The 21,722-nt window shown below is 63.8% G+C and carries 26 protein-coding genes and 1 tRNA gene; 14 read left to right on the top strand and 13 right to left on the bottom strand.

The features are described 5' to 3' along the window. Window positions 1-15: 15 nt before the first annotated feature. Entirely contained in the window at window positions 16-771 is a 756-nt protein-coding gene (locus MMB74_RS20525; protein ID WP_277430488.1) for a creatininase family protein, read from the top strand. A 58-nt stretch (window positions 772-829) separates the two neighbouring features. Beyond that, entirely contained in the window at window positions 830-1,222 is a 393-nt protein-coding gene (locus MMB74_RS20520; RefSeq protein WP_277430487.1) for a VOC family protein, read from the top strand. 72 nt (window positions 1,223-1,294) lie between these two features. Here MMB74_RS20520 and MMB74_RS20515 read toward each other — a convergent pair whose 3' ends face one another. After that, entirely contained in the window at window positions 1,295-2,476 is a 1,182-nt protein-coding gene (locus tag MMB74_RS20515) for a nitronate monooxygenase (RefSeq protein WP_277430486.1), read from the bottom strand. A 28-nt stretch (window positions 2,477-2,504) separates the two neighbouring features. On the opposite strand from MMB74_RS20515, the gene MMB74_RS20510 reads away from it, so the two are divergent. Further along, window positions 2,505-3,164 (top strand): LysR substrate-binding domain-containing protein, encoded by a 660-nt coding sequence (locus MMB74_RS20510; RefSeq protein WP_277430485.1) that lies wholly within the window; start codon window positions 2,505-2,507, stop codon window positions 3,162-3,164. Between the two features lie 23 nt (window positions 3,165-3,187). On the opposite strand, the gene MMB74_RS20505 is transcribed toward MMB74_RS20510, so the two are convergent. Further along, window positions 3,188-4,129, bottom strand: coding sequence for a LysR family transcriptional regulator (locus tag MMB74_RS20505; protein ID WP_277430484.1), 942 nt, complete (start codon window positions 4,127-4,129; stop codon window positions 3,188-3,190). A 108-nt stretch (window positions 4,130-4,237) separates the two neighbouring features. On the opposite strand from MMB74_RS20505, the gene MMB74_RS20500 reads away from it, so the two are divergent. From MMB74_RS20500 to MMB74_RS20465, 8 genes are all read left to right on the top strand, one after another. Continuing rightward, window positions 4,238-5,749, top strand: coding sequence for a CoA-acylating methylmalonate-semialdehyde dehydrogenase (locus MMB74_RS20500; RefSeq protein WP_277430483.1), 1,512 nt, complete (start codon window positions 4,238-4,240; stop codon window positions 5,747-5,749). A 220-nt stretch (window positions 5,750-5,969) separates the two neighbouring features. After that, the gene (locus MMB74_RS20495) at window positions 5,970-6,662 is read left to right on the top strand and encodes a hypothetical protein (RefSeq protein WP_277430482.1); all 693 of its coding nucleotides are present in this window, start codon (window positions 5,970-5,972) and stop codon (window positions 6,660-6,662) included. A gap of 193 nt (window positions 6,663-6,855) precedes the next feature. Beyond that, window positions 6,856-7,827: a magnesium and cobalt transport protein CorA gene (locus MMB74_RS20490; RefSeq protein WP_277430481.1), complete on the top strand. Its 972-nt coding sequence runs from the start codon at window positions 6,856-6,858 to the stop codon at window positions 7,825-7,827. A gap of 212 nt (window positions 7,828-8,039) precedes the next feature. Next, a complete protein-coding gene (locus MMB74_RS20485) occupies window positions 8,040-8,555 on the top strand; it encodes a GNAT family N-acetyltransferase (protein ID WP_277430480.1) in 516 nt (171 codons plus the stop codon). 127 nt (window positions 8,556-8,682) lie between these two features. Beyond that, window positions 8,683-9,444: a septum site-determining protein MinC gene (minC, locus tag MMB74_RS20480; protein WP_277430479.1), complete on the top strand. Its 762-nt coding sequence runs from the start codon at window positions 8,683-8,685 to the stop codon at window positions 9,442-9,444. Window positions 9,445-9,526: 82 nt separating this feature from the next. Beyond that, window positions 9,527-10,342, top strand: a complete 816-nt coding sequence (gene minD / locus MMB74_RS20475; RefSeq protein ID WP_277430478.1) for a septum site-determining protein MinD — start codon at window positions 9,527-9,529, stop codon at window positions 10,340-10,342. A 14-nt stretch (window positions 10,343-10,356) separates the two neighbouring features. Further along, on the top strand, window positions 10,357-10,611 hold the full coding sequence (gene minE, locus MMB74_RS20470; protein ID WP_102608594.1) for a cell division topological specificity factor MinE: 255 nt from the start codon (window positions 10,357-10,359) through the stop codon (window positions 10,609-10,611). Between the two features lie 220 nt (window positions 10,612-10,831). After that, window positions 10,832-11,155 (top strand): YXWGXW repeat-containing protein, encoded by a 324-nt coding sequence (locus MMB74_RS20465; protein ID WP_277430477.1) that lies wholly within the window; start codon window positions 10,832-10,834, stop codon window positions 11,153-11,155. A gap of 95 nt (window positions 11,156-11,250) precedes the next feature. Here the strand turns inward: MMB74_RS20465 and MMB74_RS20460 are convergent, their stop codons facing one another. Beyond that, a complete protein-coding gene (locus MMB74_RS20460) occupies window positions 11,251-12,666 on the bottom strand; it encodes a chloride channel protein (RefSeq protein ID WP_277430476.1) in 1,416 nt (471 codons plus the stop codon). A gap of 330 nt (window positions 12,667-12,996) precedes the next feature. Between MMB74_RS20460 and MMB74_RS20455 the strand changes: the two genes are divergently transcribed. After that, on the top strand, window positions 12,997-13,137 hold the full coding sequence (locus MMB74_RS20455) for a hypothetical protein (RefSeq protein ID WP_277430475.1): 141 nt from the start codon (window positions 12,997-12,999) through the stop codon (window positions 13,135-13,137). A gap of 48 nt (window positions 13,138-13,185) precedes the next feature. On the opposite strand, the gene MMB74_RS20450 is transcribed toward MMB74_RS20455, so the two are convergent. The 6 genes from MMB74_RS20450 to MMB74_RS20425 all read right to left on the bottom strand — a co-directional run bounded on the left by MMB74_RS20450 (window position 13,186) and on the right by MMB74_RS20425 (window position 17,834). Continuing rightward, complete coding sequence (locus tag MMB74_RS20450; RefSeq protein ID WP_277430474.1) at window positions 13,186-13,365, bottom strand: hypothetical protein; 180 nt, start codon at window positions 13,363-13,365, stop codon at window positions 13,186-13,188. Between the two features lie 132 nt (window positions 13,366-13,497). Next, window positions 13,498-14,814: an MFS transporter gene (locus MMB74_RS20445; RefSeq protein WP_277430473.1), complete on the bottom strand. Its 1,317-nt coding sequence runs from the start codon at window positions 14,812-14,814 to the stop codon at window positions 13,498-13,500. Window positions 14,815-15,153: 339 nt separating this feature from the next. Beyond that, window positions 15,154-15,663: an energy transducer TonB gene (locus MMB74_RS20440; protein ID WP_277430472.1), complete on the bottom strand. Its 510-nt coding sequence runs from the start codon at window positions 15,661-15,663 to the stop codon at window positions 15,154-15,156. 213 nt (window positions 15,664-15,876) lie between these two features. Continuing rightward, on the bottom strand, window positions 15,877-16,464 hold the full coding sequence (locus MMB74_RS20435; RefSeq protein WP_277430471.1) for a papain-like cysteine protease family protein: 588 nt from the start codon (window positions 16,462-16,464) through the stop codon (window positions 15,877-15,879). A gap of 11 nt (window positions 16,465-16,475) precedes the next feature. Beyond that, entirely contained in the window at window positions 16,476-17,219 is a 744-nt protein-coding gene (locus MMB74_RS20430; protein ID WP_277430470.1) for a hypothetical protein, read from the bottom strand. Window positions 17,220-17,447: 228 nt separating this feature from the next. Further along, window positions 17,448-17,834, bottom strand: a complete 387-nt coding sequence (locus MMB74_RS20425) for a hypothetical protein (RefSeq protein ID WP_277430469.1) — start codon at window positions 17,832-17,834, stop codon at window positions 17,448-17,450. 240 nt (window positions 17,835-18,074) lie between these two features. Here MMB74_RS20425 and MMB74_RS20420 point away from each other — a divergent pair, with 240 nt between their 5' ends. Both MMB74_RS20420 and MMB74_RS20415 read left to right on the top strand, forming a co-directional pair. Beyond that, window positions 18,075-18,368, top strand: a complete 294-nt coding sequence (locus tag MMB74_RS20420) for a DUF6516 family protein (RefSeq protein WP_277430468.1) — start codon at window positions 18,075-18,077, stop codon at window positions 18,366-18,368. Beyond that, window positions 18,365-18,709 (top strand): hypothetical protein, encoded by a 345-nt coding sequence (locus MMB74_RS20415; RefSeq protein WP_277430467.1) that lies wholly within the window; start codon window positions 18,365-18,367, stop codon window positions 18,707-18,709. The genes MMB74_RS20420 and MMB74_RS20415 overlap by 4 nt, the downstream gene beginning before the upstream one ends. 123 nt (window positions 18,710-18,832) lie before the next feature. Here the strand turns inward: MMB74_RS20415 and MMB74_RS20410 are convergent. The 4 genes from MMB74_RS20410 to rph all read right to left on the bottom strand — a co-directional run bounded on the left by MMB74_RS20410 (window position 18,833) and on the right by rph (window position 21,604). Continuing rightward, a tRNA-Ser gene (locus MMB74_RS20410) sits at window positions 18,833-18,922 on the bottom strand. Window positions 18,923-18,985: 63 nt separating this feature from the next. Then, window positions 18,986-20,197 (bottom strand): radical SAM family heme chaperone HemW, encoded by a 1,212-nt coding sequence (gene hemW, locus MMB74_RS20405; RefSeq protein ID WP_277430466.1) that lies wholly within the window; start codon window positions 20,195-20,197, stop codon window positions 18,986-18,988. Further along, window positions 20,194-20,778 carry an RdgB/HAM1 family non-canonical purine NTP pyrophosphatase gene (rdgB, locus tag MMB74_RS20400; RefSeq protein ID WP_277430524.1) on the bottom strand — a complete coding sequence of 195 codons (585 nt, stop codon included), beginning with the start codon at window positions 20,776-20,778 and terminating at the stop codon, window positions 20,194-20,196. Before rdgB ends, hemW begins: the two co-directional genes overlap by 4 nt. 85 nt (window positions 20,779-20,863) lie before the next feature. Then, window positions 20,864-21,604, bottom strand: coding sequence for a ribonuclease PH (gene rph / locus MMB74_RS20395; RefSeq protein WP_277430465.1), 741 nt, complete (start codon window positions 21,602-21,604; stop codon window positions 20,864-20,866). Window positions 21,605-21,722 lie beyond the last annotated feature (118 nt).

Genomic DNA, 21,722 nt, shown 5'->3' with positions numbered 1-21,722 from the left:
AACAGAGAGAACGCAATGCTTTTACATCTATCGACGTGGGCCGAAATCGAGCAATACCTGCAACGTAGCCGCTCGATCGTCGTGCCGATCGGCTCCAACGAGCAGCATGGTCCGACCGGTTTGCTCGGCACCGACTGGCTCTGCCCTGAAATCATCGCGCGCGAGGCGCATCTCAGCGCTGACATCCTGGTCGCACCGACCTTCAACATCGGCATGGCGCAACACCACCTCGGTTTCGCGGGAACCATCTCCCTGCGCCCATCGACGTTCATTGCGGCGCTCGGCGATTGGGTGCGCTCGCTGGCGGTTCATGGCTTCGAGAAGATCTTGTTTTTGAACGGCCACGGCGGCAACATCGCGTCGATCGAAGCGGCGTTCTCCGAAATTTACGCCGAGGCGAGCTTCACCAAGCGCCGCCTCGGGTTCGCATTGAAGCTGCGCAACTGGTGGGACCTCGAAGGCGTCGGCGAACTCGCGCGCGAACAGTTCCCCGAGGGGCACGGCTCGCATGCAACGCCATCGGAGATCGCCATTACGCAATGGGCGCTGCCCGAAACCATCAAGACGGCCAGCTACGCCCCGCGAATCGCACCGTCGGGCCCGATTCGCGAAGCGCTCGACTTCCGCGCGCGTTTTCCGGATGGGCGGATGGGCTCCGATCCAGCGCTGGCATCGAGAGAAAAAGGCGGCGCGTTGGTGAGGTTGGCCGCGCAAAGCCTGATTCGCGAAATGGACGAATTCAGCCGCGAAGACACGTCGCAGGTGCAGTAAGGTTCCAATCGCACGCCCCGATTCGCGGGGCGTGTTACTTCTCAGGAGTCAACAAACGATGTTCAGTCATGTAGTGGTCGGCTCGAACGACTTGGAGAAAGCGAAACGGTTTTATGATGCCGCGCTGGGCGCGCTCGGTATCAGCGAGGGCCGCTTAGACAATAACGGCACGCGCCCGTGTTACATCTATCGCTCGCGCACGGCTGCCTTGTTCGTCACCGAGCCGATCAATGGTCAGCCCGCTACACACGCAAACGGCGGCACGATCGGCTTCACTTGCCAATCGACGGACGAAGTGGATCGCTGGCACGCCGCCGGGGTCGCCCACGGCGGCAAGTCGATCGAGAACCCGCCCGGTTGGCGCGGCCCCCAGGTGGGCGGCTACTATCTCGCCTATTTGCGCGACCCCGATGGCAACAAGCTGTGCGCCGTGTATCGTCAGCCAACGTGACCTGGACGGTTCGAGCAACGACGCGTGCGTCTGTTTCGACCTGCTGCCCGAGCCGCGCAAGTCGAAACGGCATCATGCTCGCACCAGCGTTTCAATGGAGGCCGCGTCGGCGATCCCTCGTTCGCCGAGTACCGGCGCGGCGCGACCGGCTTGCGCGCGAGGCGGGGCAATCGCATGCGTCAGTCCTGCCGCGAGTTCCGCCATGCGTGCGGCGGCGGGCATGACGCGAGTGACTTTGCCGACGCCTTGCCCGGCGTAGAGCGATAGCTTCTGCGCCATTTTCGGTTTGTCGATTGCGCGCGCACCGCCGCCGACGAATCGCAGCAGGTTCCATCGATCGCGGTTCGGAATGACGCGGTGAGGCGTGCCGTATTTCCAGCCGAACGAGTAGCCGGTTCGATACTCCGTGTCGTCGACCGTCGCCTCGACGATCTTCTGCTTATACAGGGGATGCGCGTTCGACTCGTCGCATGCGACGAACGCCGTGCCCACGAGGACGCCGGCCGCACCGGCGCGCATCACTGCAGCCACGTCCTCGCGGTCCGTGATTCCGCCGGCGCCGACTACCGGCCGCCCATTTGCAATGTCTACGATCGCGGGCAGCAATGAAAACAACGAGATCGTGCCTTTGTTCAGGTGCCCCCCGCTTTCGGCGCCTTGCGCAATGACGATGTCGGCTCCGCGCTCGAGCGCGAGCTTGGCAAGGGCCAGCGATCCGGCCTGCACCATCACGACCATGCCTGCGTCTTTCACGCGCGGAATCACATCCGGGTAGTCTTCAGCATAGAAGCGCGACAGCGCCCGGACGTTTTCCTGCAGAACCACTTGAACCTGCGCTTCGAAAACCTCCGGGCCGCCGAACGAGGGCACCAAGTTGACGCCGAAAGGTCGATCCGTCAGTTCTCGCGTTTCTCGTATCCGGATCGCCACCGAGCGGCTCACGATCACCTCCACCGGATTGGGCGTGCCGAGCGGTAGCGGGCGGTACGAGGTGACTCTCGCCCAGAATCGGTAAACAGAGAGCGGCAATAGCAGGGCGGCAAGCAGATTCTCGAGTCGCGCGCGGCTTGGATCGGGCCGAAGCAGCCCGAGCGACTCGATGACGATGATCGACAGGGCCAATGCGGCCACGAGCCAATGCAAAACAATGGTGACCGGGGAAAACCGTAGGCCGTTATCTCGAAGTGCCGTCGCGCTTGGGCGGTCGCGGCTCGGCGAGGAACGCTGCGCATGGGATGCGGCGGATTGTTGCATGTCACCTCCAAGGGAGTGATCCGATCGTGTGAATGAAGCCGTCACCGGATACGTCGATATGGTTTTTTTGCGCACGGCGGTTGTGCGGCTATCGCTGGCGACCGACACAACGGCAGCGCTCGTCAAAGCCGTTGAAGACTATCGGCTCGACGGCGCGTTCATCGGCGGCTTGCAGCGCAATACTGCGCTCGTGCAGGAGGAGATGTTCGAGGAGGAACTCGTCGTTGCGAGCAGCCGCGACTACACCTCGCTCGCCGAGTTGTCTCGGGCGATTCCTAAGCAGACGGTGCTCGTCTTTCGCACGGGCTGCTTTCACCGCTCGACGTTGGAGCACTGGTCCTATCAAACCGGGCTGGCCCCGAACGAAGTGATGGAGATGGGCACGCTCGATGGCATCCTCTCGTGCGTGGCATCGGGCATGGGCGTGACGTTGTTGCCGCGAACGGTCATCGAGCGCTGCCATTTGCGCTCGGCGCTGAGCATCCATCGCATCCCTGCCGAAATCGCCAACGTCAAAACGGTATTCGTCCGGCGTAACGACGTGTCGCCCTCATCGGCGATGGCGGCCTTCATCGCCCTGTCGCACGAGCGCTGGGCCTGGGAGCTCGACGGCGAGCCCGATAGTTTGCGCCGCCCGGCGCAGCCCGAGGCCAGCGCGCTGAGCGCCGCCGACTCGGGCCTTCATTAGCGCACCGCCGCACCGCCGCACCGTCAAAAGACGAATCCTTTTTTAAACGTTTCGCGCAGGTAGGTGATGAGCAGGGTGACGGCGCGCGAGACGTGCGGCGCGTAAGGGCGAATCACGTAGAGTTGATTCGCAAACGTGCCTACCGGGCGCCATTCATCGAGCAAGACTTCGAGCCGTCCCTCGCGCACGGCCTGCTGCGCCGTGAAATCGGGCAGCAGGGCGATGCCGAGGTCGTCGATTGCCGCGTCGCGCAATGCTTCGCTGTTGTTGGCCGAGAGGCAACCGTCGACCGTGACGACGATGGGCGCCTCGGCCGTCTTTTGCGCAGCCTTGGGCTCGAACGTCCAGACGCCGCGGCCGGCCGCCCGGGGATAGAACAGACAATCGTGCGCTTGCAGTTCGGACGGGTGACGCGGCCGCCCCCGGCGCTCGAGATAGGCCCGCGTGGCCACGATGACCGAATGCGTATCGCACAGCTTCCACGCCACGTGCGTCTCCGGCACGTGTTCGCTATGCCGGATCGCGAGATCGTAGCCTTCGGTCGAGATCGACGCCAGCCGGTCGGACATCTCGAGCTGCACCTTGATCTCGGGATTGGCGCGAAGAAACGCCGACATGCTCGGTATCAACTGCTGGCGCGCGAGCGACACCGGCGCCGTTACGCGGATCAGCCCCCGCGCCACGCCGGCCATCTCCCTGACCGTGGAAAAGCCGGAGGCGATCTGATCGTACTGAGCGCGCGTGCTTTCGACGAGGCGTTGCCCAGCCTCCGTGAGGCCGATGCTGCGCGTGGTGCGCTTGACGAGCTGCACGCCCGCCGCGCGCTCGAGTTCGGAGATGCGCTGACTCATCGCCGCCTTGCTGACGTTCAGCCGGGCCGCGGCGGCCGTATACGACCCTTGCTCGGCCAGCACCGTCAGCCAGCGCAGATGGATCCAAAGGTTCTCGATGTCGTGAGCGTCCATAAGCCTATTGTTCGGCAGGTAAAACAATCAGTTCAGCGGTGGCCGCTTTGCGTAGCGCCAACAGGTTCATACACTGTAGGGACCGTCAAATCCATTCGAGGAGCAAAGATGCAACCCTACAACGATACCGCCGACGTCACGCACTATATCAACGGCGAGCGCACGCGCGGGGAAGGCGAGCGCACGCAGCGCATCTTCAATCCCGCCACCGGCGACAGTCCTCGCCGGCTGCTGCTCGGCGAGCGCAGCGACGTTGAAGCGGCGGTATCGAGCGCCAAGGCGGCATTTTCGAAGTGGAGCAACACGCCTCCCATCCGGCGTGCGCGCGTGATGCTCAAATTCCTCGAACTGATGAATCAGCACCGCGACGAACTAGCAGCGATCATCACGGCGGAACACGGGAAGGTGTTTTCCGACGCCCAGGGCGAAGTGTCGCGCGGCATCGACGTGATCGAGTTCGCCTGCGGCGTTCCGCAACTGCTCAAGGGCGATTTTACGGATCAAGTGTCGACGGGAATGGATAACTGGACCATTCGTCAGCCGCTTGGCGTCGTGGCCGGCATCACGCCGTTCAACTTTCCTTGCATGGTGCCGTGCTGGATGTTCCCGGTCGCCTTGGCTACCGGCAACACATTCATCCTGAAGCCGAGCGAACGCGATCCGTCGGCATCGCTTTTCATGGCGCGGCTGCTCAAAGAAGCGGGCTTGCCCGACGGCGTGTTCAACGTGGTGCAAGGCGACAAGGTGGTGGTCGACGCGCTACTCGAGCACCCGGATGTCAAGGCCATCAGCTTCGTCGGCTCCACGCCCATCGCAAGCTATATCTACGAGACCGGCGCGCGCCTCGGCAAGCGAGTCCAAGCCTTGGGCGGCGCGAAGAATCATATGGTCGTGATGCCCGATGCGGACCTCGACCAAGCCGTCGACGGGCTGATCGGTGCAGGCTATGGTTCGGCCGGCGAGCGCTGCATGGCGATCTCCGTTGCGGTGCTGGTGGGCGATGTGGCCGATAAGATCGTGCCGCGTTTGGCCGAGCGCGCGGGCAAGCTCGTCGTCAAGGACGGCATGGAGCCCGATGCCGAGATGGGGCCGATCGTCACGCGGCAAGCGCTCGAGCGGATCGAAGGCTACATTGCGGCCGGCATCGAGGAGGGCGCGAAGCTCGTGGTCGACGGACGTGGCTTGAAAGTGCCCGGAAGAGAAGGCGGCTTCTTCACGGGCGGCACGCTGTTCGATCACGTCACCCCCGACATGCGCATCTACAAAGAGGAAATCTTCGGTCCCGTGCTCGCGTGTGTGCGCGTGAAGGATTTCGCGGAAGCCGTCGACCTGATCAACCGGCACGAGTTCGGCAACGGCGTCGCCTGCTATACGCGCGACGGCAGCATTGCGCGGGAATTCGGGCGGCGCATCGAAGTGGGCATGGTCGGCATCAATGTGCCCATCCCCGTGCCGATGGCATGGCACGGTTTCGGCGGCTGGAAGCGCAGCGCGTTCGGCGACACGCATGTCTATGGCGAAGAAGGGGTGCGTTTCTATACGAAGCAAAAGTCGATCATGCAGCGCTGGCCCGAAAGCATCGAAAAGGGCGCGGAGTTCGCGATGCCCACGGCCAAGTGACGATCGCAACCCCGTTCGGTTGAACGTTGGGGCGGCGCGGCCGGAAGGGCGGCGCCGCTCTTTTTATTTCGGCGGCGAAAGCTCGGTGCAGATCCCAGACAGCCGAGCAAAACCGGCGTCGGCGCGCTAGGCGCTCGGGCGGGGTTGCGCCTAGAATGTCGGTCATCGCCGGTCCACCGGTGTGAGCTCGGTTGCTTTCCTCTCCTCCATCGCTGCCGCTATGAACGCTCATCGCCCCCGCTTTCTCCGCGCGGCAGCAAGCGCGTTGTGCTTGGCTTCGCTCGCCGCGTTATCGGCCTGCCGTGGAAGCGTGTGCCTCGGCACCGACGGTTGTTTCGACGATGGCGACGTGCAAACCATCTCGCTCTCGGGGACCGCGGCGACGGGCAGGGCACTCGCGAGCGCGACGGTTCGCTTCGACTGCGCTGCGGGTGGCGCCGCTACCGTGTCGGACATCGGCGGCAATTACCGCCTCACGGTCGATGCCGTTTTGCCATGCGTGATCACGGCGACGGCGGGCGGGACGACGCTGCATTCGGTGGCCTTTGCGGGCGGCACGTTCAACGTCACGCCGGAAACCGACTTGATGCTGGTCTACCTGGCTTCTCAACTGGGTACGGACACCGCTCATTTGGTCGCCGATTTGTCGACCAACGGGCGCTATCAACAAGTATTGGCAAACGCGGGCGATGTCTTGGCCGCGCAATCGGCGGTCGTCTCCAATCTGCAGCAGCGCTACAACGTCGCGTTGACGGCGCCGTCGTTTCTGACGACGCCGTTCACGGTGGGACAAGCGGGCGTCGATAGCGACCTCGAGGCATTGGCGAGTGCCGGGGCGATCGGCGCCGATGGCATGCCGGATCCGGCTGCCGTGTCGCTGCTGTCGCAGGCGGGCGCGGCCAATCGGCTCTGAAGCCAGTGCGTTTGCAGCCGCTCGGTCTCGAAGCGGTTCCATCCGGATCGTTCAATGTGTAGGGGCTGACGTCCTCCTCGGCCATCCGCTCGGCTACCGGCCCCGGAGGCCGCGACGTTGCCTGATGTGGCAAGACGGGCATAGAGAAGGCGCAACGCGTGCAAAATGGCCGAAACGCAAGGGAGAAACGCAAATGAATATGGTCGTGAACAGCGTGCTTTATCGCGCGGGTAAGCGTGTGCGCGAGATCGAGATCGACGCGATCAGCGAGTTCGTGGCCGAGCCCGGTACGTTGATCTGGGTCGGTCTGCATCATCCGGACGAATCCTTGCTGCGCAAAGTTCAGCACGAATTTGGACTGCATGACCTTGCGATCGAAGATGCTCTCAAAGCCCATCAACGCCCGAAGATCGAGACCTACGGGTCGTCGCTGTTCGTCGTCGTCAAGACGGCGCAGCTCATCGAGGGCGAGGTGCAATATGGGGAAACGCACGTGTTCGTGGGATGCAATTTCCTCGTGACGGTGCGGCACGGGGCATCGTCGAGCTACGCGCAGGTGCGCACGCGCGTCGAGCAAAATCCCCATCTGCTGGCGAAAGGCCCTGGTTTTGCGCTCTATTCGGTGCTCGATTTCGTGGTGGACAATTACCAGCCCATCATGAGCAGCTACGACGCCCAATTCGATCGGATCGAGGCAAGCATGTTCAAGGCAGATTTCGATCTTGCCGTGATTCAGGAAAGCTACGAATTGCGCCGCAATCTGATCGAACTCCGAAACGCCGCGGTGCCGATGGATGAAATCTGCAATCAGCTCGTCCGGTTTCACGAGGACATCATTCCAAAGGAGCTTCGCGCTTATTTGCGCGATATCCAAGACCATGCGCACCGCGTCATCGCGGCCAGCGACGATCTGCGCGAAATGCTGACGAACGCGATGCACGTGAATCTCGCGCTCGTGTCCGTGCGGCAAAACGACATCGTCAAGCAACTGGCGGGCTGGGGCGCGGTGTTGGCCGTGCCGACGATCGTGTTCAGTCTGTACGGCATGAACTTCCAAAACATGCCCGAATTGAAGGCCGCTTGGGGCTATCCTTTGACGCTCGGCCTAACCTTCGCCGGCTGTGCTTGGCTTTATCGCAAACTCAAGAAGTCGGGCTGGCTGTAAGCGTATCGTGCAACGGCAAGTCGCGGCCGGCGTGGATCGACGTCCGACATCGGTGCGCGGAACCGGTAGACTGCGCGCTATCGCCGACGCGTTTTATTGTGCTCTGCACAATGCGCGGCGGTAGACGAGTCATTCCAGTACCGTTTAAATATCGGTTTGACTCACCCGTCCGCTCGGACGAAGCCAGTTCCATTCGCGCCAATCGGAGCCTCATGAGTTCATCGCTGACTGTTCGCCGTATCGCTGCCGATCAGGGCGCCACCTTGCGCGAGTTGCGCACCGCCGCCTTGCGCGACGCGCCCGATGCCTTCGACGAGACGCTCGAAGAAGCCCTGTCCGAACAAGCAGAGACGTTTGACGCCGCCGCCGAGCGGCATGCCACCTCCGAGGTTTCCGCGTCGTTCATTCTGTATACCGAAGGCCATCCGGCCGGGCTCGTCGGCGCCTACTTCGACGACACGCCCGAACGCAAAGCATTCGTCTGTGCGCTTTGGGTGGCGCCGGCCGTGCGCCACTTGCGTGGCGGCGAACTGCTCGTGAATACGGCAGGCAGCTGGCTCGCCGAGCGTGGCGCTCACGAAATCTACGCTTGGGTGGCCGACGCCAATCGCAACGCCATGCGCTTTTACGAAGCGCTCGGTTTCGGCCCGACCGGCGAGCATCAACCGATCGCGCGCGCGCCGCAAGAGGGGCAGTCGCTGCTCGTGCGGCACGTAAAGCACCCGTAACGCCACGCCTCGCTATCGATCCTGCCATGGCGCCGCGCCTGCGCCAGGCATCGTCGCGCCAAAGCAAAAAATCTGGTCCAGGGCGCAGACCCCTGTAAAATACGCAAAATTTTTCGCCGCGAGCCCCATGTCGCTGAACAAAACGCCATTCTTCGAACTTCGCAGCGGCTCCGTCGACGCACTTCAATTCGTCGTAAAAACCACGGACCTCGACGCGCTAAAGAGCGAGCTTGCGCGGCGCTTCGAGGCGACGCCGGAGTTTTTCTCGGGCGAAGTCGTGACGATCGACGTGCGCCGCCTGGGCGAGCATGAGCGCGCCCCGGTTGCCGAGATCGCGCGTTTGCTCGATGGCGTGCGCATGCGGCCGATCGGTGTCGTGGCGTTGGAAGCGCAGCGCGAGTGGGCCGGCAGCGGCGAGTTGCCGCTCGTCGAGGCGCGCGAGCGGCGTAGCTCGGCAGGCAAAGGGGAGGCGCCGCAGGCCGCGCCCGAGGCCGCCCAGGCGCCTGCGCCGGTCGCGCCGGAGGCCGAATCGAATGCGCGCGGCACGCCTTCATCGCAAACGCTCATCATCGACAAGCCGCTGCGCTCGGGGCAGCAGATCTACGCGAAGGGCGATCTCGTCATACTCGGTCTCGTGAGCTACGGGGCCGAGGTGATCGCCGAGGGCAATATCCATATTTATGCGCCGTTGCGCGGGCGGGCGCTCGCGGGCGTGCATGGCAATCACGACGCGCGGATCTTCTGCACGTGCCTCGAGCCGGAACTGATCTCGATCGCCGGCATCTATCGGACGACGGAGAATCCGCTGCCGGCCGATGTGATCGGCAAGTCGGTGCAGATCCGGCTGGCGGACGAAAAACTCATGATCGAACCGCTGCGGCTGACCTAGCAGGCAAGCGGCGCCGACGCGCCCCACTTCAGCGCGCGTCGAACTCAACTGACGAAATTTGACGAATACAGGGTAAGGGGAAATGGCAAAAATCGTTGTGGTGACTTCGGGCAAGGGCGGTGTGGGCAAAACCACCACGAGCGCGAGCTTCGCGTCGGGCCTTGCGCTACGAGGCCACAAAACGGCCGTGATCGACTTCGACGTCGGCCTGCGCAATCTCGATCTGATCATGGGATGCGAGCGCCGCGTCGTTTACGATTTCATCAACGTGATACAAGGCGAGGCGAATCTCAACCAGGCGCTCATCAAGGACAAGAAGTGCGAGAACCTGTTCGTGCTGCCGGCCTCGCAAACGCGCGATAAAGACGCGCTGACGCTCGAAGGCGTGGAGAAGGTCATCAACGATCTGACCGAGATGGGGTTCGATTACATCGTTTGCGATTCGCCGGCCGGCATCGAATCGGGCGCGCTGCTCGCGATGCATTTCGCCGACGAAGCGCTCGTCGTAACCAATCCGGAAGTCTCGTCGGTACGCGATTCGGACCGCATCCTCGGCATTTTGTCGTCCAAGACGAAGCGCGCGATCGAAGGCAAGGATCCGATCAAGGAACACCTGCTCATCACGCGTTACAACCCCAAGCGCGTCAGCGAAGGGGAGATGCTCTCGCTGTCGGACATCCAGGAGATTTTGCGCATCGATTTGATCGGCGTCGTGCCCGAATCGGAAGCCGTATTGCATGCGTCCAACCAGGGTCTGCCCGCGGTCCACATGGACGGCACCGATGTGGCAGAAGCCTATAAGGACATAGTCGCGCGCTTCCTCGGCGAGGAAAAAGAGCTGCGCTTCACCGATTACCAGAAGCCGGGCCTGTTGCAGCGCCTCTTCGGCACCCGCTAAGGAGGGCGAACGATATGTCGATTTTGTCGTTCTTGCTCGGCGAGAAGAAGAAATCTGCGGCGGTCGCTAAGGAACGCTTGCAGCTCATCATCGCCCACGAGCGAGCCGGCGGTCATCCGCCGGCCGATTACTTGCCCGCCTTGCAGCGCGAGCTCGTCGCCGTCATTTCGAAGTACGTGAAGATTTCCGACGATGACATCCGCGTGAGCCTAGAGCGCCAAGACGATCTCGAAGTGCTCGAGGTCAAGATCGAAATTCCGCAGGCCTGAAGCGGGGCGGCATTGCGCCGGGCCTCCCGCGCTATCTCTTCTCCAGTCCTTTACTGATTTTCGGGCGCGGTCGCCGGTGGCGGCGCGCTCCGAAAATACTCGGTTGCACTTTCGGCCCCGCGGTAATACGGCTGTTGTCGTCGCAATCGTCGCCTCGCGCATTATGGGAGTAACGTCGTCGCTGCGTACGGCGTCCCCATTCGCCATTCGGAGGCCTCTTATGAAAATGTCCACTCGCTTTCTCGTTGCCCAACTCATCTTGGCCGCGGCCGGTGCGTTCGCAATCTCGGCGTCGGCGCCTGCTTCGGCTGCCGAAGTCGTCCTGGTCGCGCCCCACGCGCCGCCGCCCGCGCGCTACGAGGTCGTGCCGGCGCCGCGCGTAGGCTATGTTTGGGATCGCGGCCATTGGCGCTGGCAGCGCGGCGGCTATGTATGGGTGCCGGGCCATTGGCAGCGCGTGCGCGTCGGCTATCACTGGGCGCCCGGACATTGGGCGCGACGCGGCCCGAATTGGGCGTGGGTCCCGGGGCACTGGGCGCGCTGACGCGATCGGCTCGTTCGGCGCCGGGCGAGCCGGCGTCGTATTGCATCGCGATGCGCTGCCGTCGCTGGCGTTGAGCCGCGCGCGCAGAGGCGGGTTCACCCGCGTGGCGTATCGGACGAGGACTCGCCCTCGCGCTTGTCGGCCGGCTCGTCTTCGAACAGCGGCTCCAACGTCTTCGGCGTTTCGGGCTCGGCCGGCGCTCCCTGCGGGGCAGGCGGCGTCATATAGCGAAGCGCCAGCGCTTCGTACAACGGGGGCGCGAACAGGCGTGCCACGCGGCTGGCGATGAGCGCCGTCGCCATCAGCGAGATCACGAGCGCGTGCCCGTTGATCATCTCCATCACGATCACGAACGACGTAATCGGCGATTGCGTCACGGCGGCGAGGTAGCCGACCATCGCCAACGCGATCAGCATTGGCAACTGCATGTTGCTGAAGACGTGATGCAGCAAATTGCCGAAACCCGCGCCGATCGATAACGACGGCGCGAAAATGCCGCCGGGAATCCCCGGCAGGTACGACCCCACCATCGACGCCATCTTCAGGAACGGATAAAGCAGCGACAACTGCTCGCGTCCGTCCAGCAGGCCGCGCGCCTCTGCATAGCCGCTGCCGAACGTCGTGCCGCCCGAAACCAAACCCACGATGGCGATCGCCAGCCCGCACAATGCGCCGAACTGGACCGGGCGCTCGCGATGCATCTGCACGAGCGGCGCCGGTAGCCAACGCGACGTATGCAGCAGCAGCCAGCCGAATATGCCACCCGCGATGCCGGTCACGATGGCCGTCAGCACCACGGCCACGGCCAGCAGATCGGGAAAGTGCGAACCGATCTCGATCGTGCCGAAGTAGGTGTAGTTGCCGTTCAGGCCGAGCGCGATGACACCGGCGACGATGATGGCCGTGATCAACACGCCGCTCGCGCGCGCTTCGAAGCTGCGCGTCAATTCTTCGATGGCGAAGACGACGCCCGCGAGCGGCGTATTGAACGCGGCCGACAGACCGGCGGCCGCGCCGGCGAGCACGAGCTGCCGCTCGATCAGCGCGTTCGAGCGCGGATAGAACCGGCGCAGGTTGTACATCATCGCGGCGCCGATTTGCACCGTGGGGCCCTCGCGGCCAATCGTGAAACCGCCCAGGATGGCGAGCAGCGACACGAGGATCTTGCCGGCTAGGAGCTTGAGCGTCAGCGTGCGCGGCCCCAGCGTGCTCGTGCCTTCATGCAATGCGGCGATGACTTGGGGAATGCCGCTGCCCTCGGCGCCCCGGAAGAAGCGGCGCGTGAGCCAGACGCAAGCGGCGGCCAAGAGGGGCGTGGCGATGAGCGGCAGCCAGACATGTTGTTGCTGCACGGCGCGGAACTGGCCGTAGCCCCAATCGATGAGCCGGGCGTAGAACACGGCCACGAGGCCGACAGCGATTGCGCCTAGCCAAAACACGCCATACCGCCGCCAGAGTTGCCGGGCGCGCCGGACGACGCCGGAGGAATGAAAAAGCGAGGTCCGGGCCATGATGGTCAGCTAGCCAAAGCAAGGATTATACGTGCGCAATGCCTGTGCCCCGATCGCCGGCCGGCATGTGCCGCCGCGAGGATCCACATTGCGAGGCGCTTTCATCAAGTTACGACTTTGTTAAACGTGTCGCTGTCTATTGCCGGGGAAATGCCTGGGAAACGGCCCGGCGCCCGCGCCGCGCGGCGCGCACAGCCGGTTGGCTCCGCCCTTGTAATAAGGAGGGTGCGGTGCTTACAAATTGCAACGCTGCGCCTGCCTGCCGTGCTGTTCAATCGCAATCGTTCGACATGCGGTCGAACGTAGCGACAGCGACTTGAGGAAAAGACAATGAAACGCTCGACGGCATTATTGATGGCAGGCGCGCTGGTGGCGTTGCTGCTCGGAGGGTGCGTGATTGCGCCAGCGCCTGGGTACTACGGTTATTACGGCGGCTATCACCACCACCATGACCATTACTACGAGCGATAGGCGCGTGCGACGAGGGCCGAGGACGCGCGCCGCGCGACGTTCGCCACCCTAGGCCAGCAGCGCTTCCACAGCCAGGACGGCGGCGAACGCCGCCGCGTTCGCCGCGATGGCTTCAACGAGGATGGCGAACCATGTCTTCGGGCGAAAGCGCATGGCAAGCAACAAGGAGCCTAGCAAGGCTAGGGCGAGGATGGCCACGATGTCGGCGTTGTGGATATGAATGTTCATCGTCGTCTCCCGGTGCGAAGTGTGCAGAAAAGCGCCTTATTTGTGTGCGTTGAACACAGTATAGGCACGCGCACTTTGGCGACAAGCCGGGAAAACTCCGGATGGATGACCGGCTCGGCTAGCTGGCGCCACTCACGACAACCGCACGTCCTTCGTTTCGCGCATGGCGAACACGGCTACGAGACTCACGGCCGCGGCGATCGAAACATAGCCGCCCACCCACGCCAGGCCGCCGCGGGTGGCCAGCATCTGCGCGATGTAGGGCGCAACCGACGCGCCCAGAATGCCGCCCAGGTTGTACGCGACGCCGGCGCCCGTATAGCGCACGGCGGTCGGGAACAACTCGGGCAGCAACGCTCCCATCGGGGCGAAGGTGACGCCCATCAGAAACAGCTCGAGCGTCAGAAACACCGTGACGAGCACCGGCGAGCCGCTGCCGACGAGCGGCGCCATGGCGAAGCCCGAGGCGATCGCTGCGGCGATGCCGGCCATCAGCACGGGTCGGCGGCCGAAGCGGTCGCTCGCCCAGGCCGCGAGCGGGGTGGCGAGCGCCATGAACAGCACGGCGAAACACAGCATGCCAAGGAACGTTTGCCGCGGTATGTGCAGCGTCGACACGCCGTAAGAGAGCGTGAAGACGGTCGAGATGTAGAACAACGTGTAGCAAACCACCATCGCAAATGCGCCCGCGAGCGTCGCGCGGCTATGGTGCGCGAGCAGCGAAACGAGCGGGACGCGCACGCGCTCGGCCCGCTCGATCGCGGCGCGAAAGGCGGGCGTTTCGGCGATCTTCAAGCGCACGTACAAGCCGAGCACGACCAGCACGGCGCTGGAAATGAACGGCACGCGCCAGCCCCAAGCGCGAAACTGCGCGTCGGAGAGTGTCAGCGCGAGCGTGAAGAACAGACCGTTCGATGCCAGGAAGCCGACCGACGGGCCGAGCTGGGGGAACATGCCGAACCAGCCGCGTCGGCCTGCGGGCGCATTCTCCGTGGCGAGCAGTGCGGCGCCGCCCCATTCTCCGCCGAGCCCGATGCCTTGGCCGAAGCGCAGAATGCACAGCAGGATCGGCGCGAGCGAGCCGATTGCATCGTAGCCGGGCAGGAAACCGATCAACGTCGTGGATAGCCCCATGACGAGCAGCGACGCGACGAGCGTCGATTTGCGGCCGATGCGGTCGCCGAAGTGGCCGAATAGGAACGAGCCGATCGGACGCGCCACGAACGCGATGCCGAACGTGACGAAAGCCGACAGCGCTTGCGCCATCGCCGATCCGTGGGGAAAGAAAACGGGGCCGATCACGAGCGCCGCCGCGGTGGCGTAGACATAGAAGTCGTAGAACTCGATCGCTGTGCCGATGAAGCTGGCGAACACGATGCGTGATCGCCCGGGCGCGCTCGCCGCGGTCGACGCGGTCGTCACGGAGGGCGAAGACGGCGAAACGGACATAAAGGATCTCCTAGTGGCGTAGGGCGGCGCCGCGCGCGGGCGCGCCAGTGAAGCGACATTCGGTAAAGAGGCGAACTGCGCGCCGATGTTCGCTGGCGAACATGAAAGCACGCGGGCGGGATGCGAACGACGAGAAACAACGTGAAATGCGATTCGACAGATTCGACAGATTTGACAGCTTGACGCGCCCGTGGCGCGGGGTGGCAGCGTCGGGCGCCGCGGCGCGCAGCCGGGTAGGCGGCGCACCGCGAGCATGGCCGGAACTCCGGCCGCGCGGTGGGAAAAATTATAGCGAGGAGGCGCGGCGCGCGCCAATGCAAGCAAGTGCGCCGGGCGCCGTCAATCGAAGGTCAGCGCTTGCGGCGCCGCGAGCTCGCGCAATTGGAACATGCCGTCGTCGTTGAAGAGCCAATCTTCCATGATTTCGACCTGACCGAGCCGGTTCAGCAGCTTGGCCGGCGGCGCCGGCAACGGCGAGGCTCGGTGCAACGTGGCCAGTGCCGTCGCTTCCGCTTCGTCGTCGCCATTCGTCCGGTAGATGGACGAGCGCACGACCTCACCGCTGCGATTCACGGTGAAGGCGACGACCACGAGCGAGCGCAGCATGGCTTGCGGCGCCCGTCGCTCGAGATAAGACGGATTGCGTGCGGCGATTCGGCGAGCGATCGCTTCCCGATATTGATCGAGCGTCGCGCTATTGACCGCGGCGGGGGGCGGCAACGTCGCGGCGGGCGGACGCGAGGGCGGGGTGATCGTGCAAGCCGCCGTGACGAGCATCGCGCCTAGAGCCACGACGCGCATAAGCCCGCAGGCGCACGATGCGGGATGGCGCACGAGATCGAGTTTCATGACGGTAATGGCGCGCTTGGCTCGCGCGAATGCAGTGTGCTATCAGCGTAGTCAATGCCGTGCGCGTGCGCATCCGGATTTGCGCGGCCATCGTGCGTCGGCGCACGGCGCGGGCCTGTGCGGTCGATAGCGAGTCGACCAATCTTCAACGGTTGCTGAACCGCGGTTCAGCCAGCCATTGCCTCGGTGACGATCGCGAGGGATCGCTTCGGTTCAATAAACGACGAGCGATTCGGCCCACCAGTGCGTGCCCATGTTGCCGGAGCCGTAGCGCATCCAATCGTAATCGCCGTACCCGGGGCCTTCGCCGGGCCACGGGTTCATGAAATAGAGCGCATGCTGCCCATCGTCGTAGCCGTCGATGACGACGAAGTGTCCCCCGCCTCCTGGCCAGGTCCATAAGATGACGACGGGGTCGCCTCGGTCTATCGCCGCGCCGACCGCCCGGTAAGAAAGCGCCGCTCCGACATAGCGCGAATTGCGGCGGCCCAGCGACCAAAGAATTCCGCTGATGCCCGTCGTACCCGCAATCATATTGGGCGAGTTGGCGGGAGCGTTCCAATAGAACGGGGCGCTTCGACACGCGTACCCGATCGAGTCGACCCAATTTTCGATCGCGCACTGGCGGCTCGGGATGCCGCGATAGGCGAGCACCGCTTGCGAATCGGCGGCCCAGCACCATTCGCTGTGCGCCTGCGTGACATGGGGAACATTGATTTGCCGCTCGCTCGCAAAGACGGGCGCGCAAGCGGTCGCGACGACGAGGCAGCACAGCAGGCGAGCGCTAAGTACAGGGTCCACGGCAACCTCCCTCAATGCATGAATCTCGGATCGCGCAAGCCCCGCTGCAAGCGGTGTCGAAGCGCATCGCCGAGCTCGGCTTCGGAAAGGCGAGGTGAAGAAGAGGGCGCCGCCGTGCCAGCCGACGTTGTCGGCTTGGAGCGCGCGCCGGCGAGCGGCACGTAGAACGGGCTAGCGGTGGACATGGATGGCGTTGCGCTTGCGCTTTGCGCCGAAACTTCGATGAAGTCGGCTACGGCCGGCTGGCATCGGACGAAGCGCAGCGTAGGCCGTGGCGCCTGCTGGGCATAGCGTTGCGCGACGGAAACCAGTTCGTCGGCCAATTGACTTGCCCCGGCTTGGACCATCTTCCATTGCCCATTCATTTGCGCCACCGTGACGAGGCCGATGCCTCTGCCGCCCCGCATGACGATGAATCGCCATTCGCCGCTGCCGTAAAGGCTTTGTTCGACGGACTTGCCCGCCATCAAAGCGTCGGAATCGACGAGATACATCTCGAATCCGTTGCCGATCGTCGCGTCACGTAATACTCGATAGTCGTCGACATTGAAGATTCGATTCTCGCGAGTGGGCTGCGCGGAGGCTGGCAAGCGGTCGGCAAGCGCTGCCAAACCGGCGGTGGCCGCTTGCCGCTGAGGCGACCCGCGCATCTGCGCTAGGTAGCCGGGTAGGGCGCCACTGACGGCGGACGCCGCACTCGGCTGGGTCCAGGCTGGCGAAGAAAAGGCCATGCTCGCGAGTGAGTACAAGAGCATGGCCATCGATCGACGATTTCGCATAACGCCTCCTGCGTGAAGCGACGCCCGATGCGATCTCTGTGAGCAAATGTTCTGCCACGCTCTACAACGCTATGCCTTCCGAGTGAATGCGTCGCCGGCGTGAGGTAAACATCGCCGGGCAATGGCGAATTCAATGGCTACGCGCGGTCGAACGATGCCCGGAACGCGCCGAGTCGCCCTGGGCATCACCGTCGACGCGGCGTATTACACGTCCGCGAACGTCATGTCCATCGACCATTGCGTTTGGTTGCCGAGCGAGTACTGGATGGACGGCGAGCGCAGCTTGAATTCGTCGGTCACGGCGAGCAGACCGGAGTCGGCATCATGGCCGATCGTCGTTTGATATCCGCCTGCATTGCCATAAGTGACGTCTTTGCCATCGGAGAAAATCACGCCCATCAAATTGGGATTGGTAGACGTATCGCCGTTCGCGTCGATGCTGACGTTGGCGTCGACGCCGGGGGAGAGGCACAGCGTGTGATGCATACGCGCGCCGTCGATCGTCAAAACCTGATCGTCCCAATTGGGATCGCGTTCGATGCATACCGCTTGGGTCGAAAGGTTCGTGACGCGGACGATGGGATTCGTCATCTTGCTGCCCTCCAAGTGAATGACCGCCGCGCTTGCGACGCGCGGGCGCCGGCTTGCGGTCGCGTCGGTCGAGAGAAAAGCGCGGACGACGATAGTCGCTCGTGTTCGGCCCGTAGGGGTGAGAAGTGGCGAAGATTCAGACGGCGTCGGCTTCCGTGTCGAGGGGTGTCAGTTCGTCGCTTTCTGACCTGGTTGTATGGCGGTTGACGCCATAACGCGCATTATGGCATGCTACGCCATATGAAAACGAAAGCGACGCTACTGTTCGAAGATCGGACCGTCTACCCAGACGGAGCCATCCTCGAAATGCGCATCTGGCGGTTGCCTGAGCGCGATGCCGAAAGGCCGCACGGCCTCAAGTACAGTCTTTTTTATGGCCGGCATGGTCGGCGGGTGATCGGCTACGACAATGAGCGAGGCAAAGGCGATCACCAGCACTACGGCAGCCGCGAAGAGCCATACGAGTTTTCAACCGCGGAACGGATGGTGGCGGATTTTCTGGACGATGTCGAACGAGAAAGGAGCGTGAAATGAGCAAGTTGACTGCGCACGTGGGTAGCGCTCGGGACATGGGGCGGCGTTTCTCGGCTGCCTTCGAGCGGGCGGCGGCGGGCGAGAATTTCGAAGAAAGACACATAACGTTTCTTTCGTTGGAAGAGATGATGACGGCACTGACGCCGAAGCGACTCGAGTTGCTGCGCTACCTGCACCGAACCGGCGCGGATAGCGTCAGCGCGTTGGCTCGCGAACTCGATCGCGATTACAAGCGTGTGCATGCAGACGTCGCGATTCTGGAAGGGGCCGGACTCATCGTCAGAGAGGATGGGCGCTTGAGCGCGCCGTGGGATGCGCTAACGGCGGAAGTTTCCCTTTAGGCGACGCTCCCCGGCCGCCATGTTGCGCGACACCGGCTCACCAGGATGGAGCGCTTGATAGTCTTTGATGGTTGCGCCGTAGGATTGCTTGAAAAACGCCAAGTCAAGCAATCGCGATAATGCTGGCGGAGGGCGTGGGATTCGAACCCACGAAGGCCGTGAAGCCTTGCCGGTTTTCAAGACCGGTGCATTCAACCGCTCTGCCAGCCCTCCGAGAGGCGCGATTGTAACCCGAAACGGCGCGGCGTCAGCGTCCCGGGTCGATCGTTGCGCCGCTCAATCCTCCCTTTCGTTCAAAAACAGCGCCTGCAAGTCGTTCAAGAAGCGCTGTCCAAGCGGCGTCGGCGCGATCTTTTCGTAGGTGCGCTCGATCAATCCGCGCCGCTCGGCTTCCTGCAGCGCGCGCTCGATCGATGTCATGGGCATCCCCGTGCACTCGACGAAGCGATGCACCGGAAAGCCTTCCACGAGCCGCAGCGCGTTCAGCATGAATTCGAACGGCAGATCGCGTGCGGACACTTCGTGCTCTTCCTGCACGGGCGTTCCCGCGCGCGCCTGTTCGATGAACGTGGCGGGGTGCTTGTAACGCGCCTGCCGCACGATACGGTGTGCGAACGAGAGTTTCGTATGCGCGCCGGCGCCGATGCCGAGGTAATCGCCGAAGCGCCAATAGTTCAGATTGTGCTTGCACTGATGATGCGGCTTCGCGTACGCCGATACCTCGTACCGTTCATAGCCGGCTGCGGCCGTGCGTTCGTGAATCCACTCCTGCATGTCGGCTGACGCATCGTCGTCCGGCAACGCCGGCGGAAACTTCGCGAATAGCGTATTGGGCTCGAGCGTCAAGTGGTAGAGCGACAGATGCGGCGGGGCGAACGAGAGCGCCGTTTCGATATCGGCGCGGCATTCGTCCAATGTTTGTCGCGGCAGCGCGAACATCAAATCGAGGTTGAAGTTATCGAAGTGCCGTGCCGCGATCTCGACGGCGCGACGCGCATCGCCACCGTTGTGAATCCGTCCCAAGGCACTCAGATGCGCTTCGTTGAAGCTTTGGATCCCTACCGACAGCCGGTTCACGCCGCTCGCGCGAAACTGCGCGAACTTCTCGGCTTCGAAGGTGCCCGGGTTGGCCTCCATCGTGATTTCCGCGTCGGCGTCCAGCGGCAGCAGCGCGCGCACATCCGACAGCAAGCGGTCGAGCCCGCGCGCCGAGAGCAGGCTGGGCGTGCCGCCGCCGATGAAGACGGTATGCACCTGCCGCCCCCATACCAGCGGCAGCGCCTGCTCGAGGTCGGCGCGCAGTGCGTCGAGGTAGTCGTCTTCCGGGAAGCGCTCGCCTTTCCATTCGTGCGAGTTGAAGTCGCAATAAGGGCACTTGCGAACGCACCAGGGAAAGTGGACATAGAGCGCAAGCGGCGGCAGCGATGTGAGCCGGATGGCGCCTGGCGCGGTGAACGCTTGGATCACGCCCGAACGAGTGCCGATCATCGCGCCTCCCTCAGCAAGGCGAGCAGCTCGCGCAGTGCGATAGCGCGGTGGCTGCGCGCATTCTTGATCGATGGGTCGAGCTGCGCGGCCGTGGCCCCAAGCTCGGGCAGGTAGAAGTGCGGGTCGTACCCGAACCCGTGTTCGCCGCGCGGCGCATCGATGATCTCGCCGTGCCAGCGACCTTCGGCGATGAGCGGCTCGGGATCGTCGGCGTGCCGCACCAGCACGAGCACGCAGTAGTAGTAGCCGCGCCGGTCGGTTACGCCTTGCAGGCGATCGACTAGGTAGGCATTGTTGGCTGCATCGCTCCTTTCGCCGCCCGCGCGCTGGGCATAGCGGGCCGAATAGACGCCGGGCTCGCCGTTCAATGCCCGCACGCATAGCCCGGAATCGTCGGCGAGCGCCGGCAGTCCCGTCAAACGCGCCGCGTGACGCGCTTTGGCCAAGGCGTTTTCGACGAAGGTGGCATGCGGCTCCTCGGCTTCGGGCACCCCTAGCTCTCCCTGCGCGACGAGCGAGATGCCGGCTGCGCCGAGCATGGCGGAAAACTCGCGCAGCTTGCCCGCATTGTTCGAGGCCATGACGACGTGCGCGAGCGGCGCCGCCTTCAACGCGCGATCGAGCTCGCCCGCCGCACCGGGTACACCCCGTTGCGCGCCGCCCGACTCACTCATCGTTCGTCTCCAGCGCCGCTTTTTGTTTGCGCACGAGCGAGCTGATGCCCAGTTGCGCGAGATCGAGCAGCGCGTTCATTTCGTCACGAGAGAACGGCGCGCCTTCGGCCGTGCCTTGCACTTCGACGAAACCGCCAGCGCCTGTCATCACGACATTCATGTCGGTATCGCAGCGCGAATCCTCGTCATAGTCGAGATCTAGCACGGGCACCCCTTCGTAGACGCCGACCGAGATGGCCGCGACGTAATCGGTGATCGGCGACTCGCCGATGCGGCCGGCCGCGATCAGCTTCGAGACGGCATCGTGCGCCGCGACGAACGCGCCGGTGATGCTGGCCGTGCGCGTGCCGCCATCGGCTTGAATCACGTCGCAGTCGATATGCAGCGTGCGCGGCCCGAGCCGCTCGAGATCGAACACGGCGCGCAGCGCACGCCCGATGAGCCGCTGGATTTCTTGCGTGCGCCCCGTTTGTTTGCCGCGGGCCGCTTCGCGATCGCTGCGCGTGTGCGTGGCGCGCGGCAGCATGCCGTATTCGGCCGTGAGCCAGCCTTGATTGCGCTCGCGCAGAAATTCGGGCACGCGCTCGACGATGCTCGCGGTGCAGATCACTTTCGTATCGCCGAACTCGACGAGCACCGAGCCTTCGGCATGCTTCGTGTAGTGGCGCGTGATGCGCACGTCGCGCAGTGCATCTGCGGCGCGGCCGCTCGGGCGTTGGACGGTATCGGTCATGGTCGGGGTGGGAAGCGGCGCAGCCGCAAGGAAAGAGGAAGAAGCGCAATTTTACCGCTGTGGGCTGGTTGCATGCGCCATGCCGCCCCGGCGCGCTCGTGGCGGGGGGCGTTCGGCA

This window comes from Trinickia sp. Y13 (assembly GCF_029522115.1).
GTDB lineage: Bacteria > Pseudomonadota > Gammaproteobacteria > Burkholderiales > Burkholderiaceae > Trinickia.
Note: the sequence above shows the minus strand (reverse complement) of the source record. Positions and strands in the feature narration are given on the sequence as shown.

What these genes read in the sequence shown, in the direction of transcription:
- MMB74_RS20460 (WP_277430476.1), bottom strand. Translation starts at nt 12,666, where the DNA reads ATGGCCCGGACCTCGCTTTTTCATTCCTCCGGCGTCGTCCGGCGCGCC.
- MMB74_RS20445 (WP_277430473.1), bottom strand. Translation starts at nt 14,814, where the DNA reads ATGTCCGTTTCGCCGTCTTCGCCCTCCGTGACGACCGCGTCGACCGCG.
- MMB74_RS20520 (WP_277430487.1), top strand. Translation starts at nt 830, where the DNA reads ATGTTCAGTCATGTAGTGGTCGGCTCGAACGACTTGGAGAAAGCGAAA.
- hemW (WP_277430466.1), bottom strand. Translation starts at nt 20,197, where the DNA reads ATGATCGGCACTCGTTCGGGCGTGATCCAAGCGTTCACCGCGCCAGGC.
- rdgB (WP_277430524.1), bottom strand. Translation starts at nt 20,778, where the DNA reads ATGGCCTCGAACAATGCGGGCAAGCTGCGCGAGTTTTCCGCCATGCTC.
- MMB74_RS20525 (WP_277430488.1), top strand. Translation starts at nt 16, where the DNA reads ATGCTTTTACATCTATCGACGTGGGCCGAAATCGAGCAATACCTGCAA.
- MMB74_RS20465 (WP_277430477.1), top strand. Translation starts at nt 10,832, where the DNA reads ATGAAAATGTCCACTCGCTTTCTCGTTGCCCAACTCATCTTGGCCGCG.
- MMB74_RS20505 (WP_277430484.1), bottom strand. Translation starts at nt 4,129, where the DNA reads ATGGACGCTCACGACATCGAGAACCTTTGGATCCATCTGCGCTGGCTG.
- MMB74_RS20500 (WP_277430483.1), top strand. Translation starts at nt 4,238, where the DNA reads ATGCAACCCTACAACGATACCGCCGACGTCACGCACTATATCAACGGC.
- MMB74_RS20450 (WP_277430474.1), bottom strand. Translation starts at nt 13,365, where the DNA reads ATGAACATTCATATCCACAACGCCGACATCGTGGCCATCCTCGCCCTA.
- MMB74_RS20485 (WP_277430480.1), top strand. Translation starts at nt 8,040, where the DNA reads ATGAGTTCATCGCTGACTGTTCGCCGTATCGCTGCCGATCAGGGCGCC.
- MMB74_RS20425 (WP_277430469.1), bottom strand. Translation starts at nt 17,834, where the DNA reads ATGACGAATCCCATCGTCCGCGTCACGAACCTTTCGACCCAAGCGGTA.
- MMB74_RS20495 (WP_277430482.1), top strand. Translation starts at nt 5,970, where the DNA reads ATGAACGCTCATCGCCCCCGCTTTCTCCGCGCGGCAGCAAGCGCGTTG.
- minE (WP_102608594.1), top strand. Translation starts at nt 10,357, where the DNA reads ATGTCGATTTTGTCGTTCTTGCTCGGCGAGAAGAAGAAATCTGCGGCG.
- minC (WP_277430479.1), top strand. Translation starts at nt 8,683, where the DNA reads ATGTCGCTGAACAAAACGCCATTCTTCGAACTTCGCAGCGGCTCCGTC.
- MMB74_RS20430 (WP_277430470.1), bottom strand. Translation starts at nt 17,219, where the DNA reads ATGCTCTTGTACTCACTCGCGAGCATGGCCTTTTCTTCGCCAGCCTGG.
- MMB74_RS20490 (WP_277430481.1), top strand. Translation starts at nt 6,856, where the DNA reads ATGAATATGGTCGTGAACAGCGTGCTTTATCGCGCGGGTAAGCGTGTG.
- MMB74_RS20420 (WP_277430468.1), top strand. Translation starts at nt 18,075, where the DNA reads ATGAAAACGAAAGCGACGCTACTGTTCGAAGATCGGACCGTCTACCCA.
- MMB74_RS20415 (WP_277430467.1), top strand. Translation starts at nt 18,365, where the DNA reads ATGAGCAAGTTGACTGCGCACGTGGGTAGCGCTCGGGACATGGGGCGG.
- minD (WP_277430478.1), top strand. Translation starts at nt 9,527, where the DNA reads ATGGCAAAAATCGTTGTGGTGACTTCGGGCAAGGGCGGTGTGGGCAAA.
- MMB74_RS20455 (WP_277430475.1), top strand. Translation starts at nt 12,997, where the DNA reads ATGAAACGCTCGACGGCATTATTGATGGCAGGCGCGCTGGTGGCGTTG.
- MMB74_RS20515 (WP_277430486.1), bottom strand. Translation starts at nt 2,476, where the DNA reads ATGCAACAATCCGCCGCATCCCATGCGCAGCGTTCCTCGCCGAGCCGC.
- rph (WP_277430465.1), bottom strand. Translation starts at nt 21,604, where the DNA reads ATGACCGATACCGTCCAACGCCCGAGCGGCCGCGCCGCAGATGCACTG.
- MMB74_RS20440 (WP_277430472.1), bottom strand. Translation starts at nt 15,663, where the DNA reads ATGAAACTCGATCTCGTGCGCCATCCCGCATCGTGCGCCTGCGGGCTT.